Raw genomic sequence first — 2,246 nt, forward strand, 5'->3', positions numbered from 1 at the left:
TTCAAAATATCTGAGCGGTCCGATTCGCACTGTCATCCCAATCCACTCCTGGCTGTTCCGGCAATCCGGAAAGCGCTCAAAACTGCATCCAGCTAGCCCTGAGTCTTATCCCGCAGTGTGACATAGCAATGACGCATACCCATCAGGGCCGCACGTTCTATGCCAAAGGCACGCATGGTATACACAGAGCTGCCCAGAAGGAATGCCGCCCTGTCGAGCTCTGCATGCTTCGGCATGGGCCTTCCCAGAAGCTCGCTGTAGCGGCGCAGGCGGTCTGTCGGAACCTCGCACATGCGGTCAACTATTTCTGGATCCATCATGCCGTAGATGCGCTTCTCATTTTCGATGACGAGAGGATTGTCCTTCCCGTCATCCTTCTCCGCACCGAAGGCATACATGAATCCGCGCTCATAGTGGGCCCTCACGATGCGCTCGTCTGTGATGCCAAGGCGCTCGATGATCTCGAGCATCGTGACCCAGCGGTCGAACGGGCGCGTCACGAGTTCCGGTGTCTTGTGGTTATGGGTGCTGCCAGGAAGATCGATTCGGTAGTTGTAGTAGCAGTTGTTGAGATAGACGATTCTGGAAGCCTGGCACATGGTCTCAATGAGGAACGGATTGTCGGCCCAGCCGGCGCCAGGATACTCGATGAAGCGAATCTTCTTCTCGTTCAGGAAATCGCGACGATACAGGGCAGACCAGATGGAGGGATGCACTGTGATGATCACGGGTTCCTCTGCAAGACTGAAGGGTTTTTTGCACGTTGCAAGCTTCGAGGCAAGCAGGCACGGACGGGTCGAAGTCTTCTGGGGATCGTCCCAATCCCTGACTTCGGTCCATGGGCACTTGATGATGTGAATCTCTTCGGAGAACTTCGATGAGAAGTCCAGCATCTCCTGGTACATATTCAGATCGATATAGTCATCGGGCTCGATGATCGATATCCATTTGCCGGTAGCCATCTCGATGCCGCGGTTGCACCCCGCACCATAGCCACCGTTCTCTTTGTGGACCGCTTTAACACGTGAATCGCGGGCAGCATATTCATCGATCACGGCAGGAGAGTCATCCGTGCATCCATCGTCGATGAGGATGATCTCGAGATTCTTGTGCGTCTGATTGCAGATGCTGTCCAGGCACTGGCGCAGGAACTTGCCCGCATTGTAGATAGGGACAATCACAGAAACCAGAGAGCTTGCATCTTCTTGCATCCGCTTCTCCAAACACGTTAGCAGCCTGATTTGTACAGAGCGGCAAAGGGCATGGCCGCATGCATAAGACATCCATCGGCATGATGCATTCATGTCATGCAATGGCAATCTCATGCAGCATCTACTTTACAACGTGTCATGCTCACATCGCATCCACCATTCTTGTGGCGGCATGGCACTGTCCATAACACGCGATTTCTACAAACATTTTGCTGCGACATCAATCACATGCATGGACGTCTCATTTCTGTCGTCAGCCATATCTATACTTTTCCGAACTGCTCCATCCTTTTTCAACAGATTGGTGGCCTCCATGCTCGTCCTTGTCATTCCCGATGTCCATCTGAATCCCTGGATGTTCGATGCTGCAGACAGAGCCATCGACAGTGAGTCTCCAGACGCGGTCGTCAAGCTTGGAGACCTTCCTGATGATTGGGGCATGCAGCGACATCCTGAAGCATATGATGCGCTCTACGAGCGCGCTGAGACATTCCTCGCCGATCATCCCGAAACGCTCTGGTGCTTTGGAAACCATGACATGTCGTACTTCTGGGATGCGCCTGAGTCCGGCATGGCAAAAGGCAATGTGCTCAGGCATGTGCAGGAGCGCTCCCGCGCATTCTGGGACAAGGTGCCTCAAGACCGCAAGGCATTTGTCCATCGCATCGACAATGTCTGCTTCTCGCACGCCGGCATCCTCCAAGACTTCATCGAGGACGAAGGCCTCGCTTCCGCATCTACGGATGATGCTCTTGCCGCTATCAACCAGATGGGCAGAGACGAGCTCTGGCAGGAGTTCTCTCCCCTCTGGGCACGTCCTCAGGGAATGGCAGATCTCGATATCCTCTACCGCCCCCAGGAGCTCTTCCAGGTTGTCGGACATACCCCGGTGAAGTACGTTCGCGAAGAAGGAAATCTCCTGAGCTGCGATGTCTTCTCCACCTATTCGTGGGGAGGCCCCATCGGCACCGAAGAGTTCTCGCTCGTCGACACCAAGAGCTGGACCTTCAGGACAATCAAAGCTGGAGAGCTGAG

General features: G+C 54.3%; 2 protein-coding genes. One reads left to right on the plus strand and one right to left on the minus strand.

The genetic code is table 11. The features are described 5' to 3' along the window. Window positions 1-92: 92 nt before the first annotated feature. Complete coding sequence (locus ABVS03_RS11485; RefSeq protein ID WP_368019209.1) at window positions 93-1,211, minus strand: glycosyltransferase; 1,119 nt, start codon at window positions 1,209-1,211, stop codon at window positions 93-95. Between the two features lie 313 nt (window positions 1,212-1,524). Here ABVS03_RS11485 and ABVS03_RS11490 point away from each other — a divergent pair. After that, window positions 1,525-2,246 (plus strand): metallophosphoesterase (locus tag ABVS03_RS11490; RefSeq protein ID WP_368019210.1); only part of this gene is annotated, 722 nt, incomplete at its 3' end.

It is taken from the genome of Olsenella sp. AGMB03486 (assembly GCF_040884255.1).
In the GTDB taxonomy this organism is placed as follows: Bacteria; Actinomycetota; Coriobacteriia; order Coriobacteriales; family Atopobiaceae; genus Olsenella_L; species Olsenella_L kribbiana.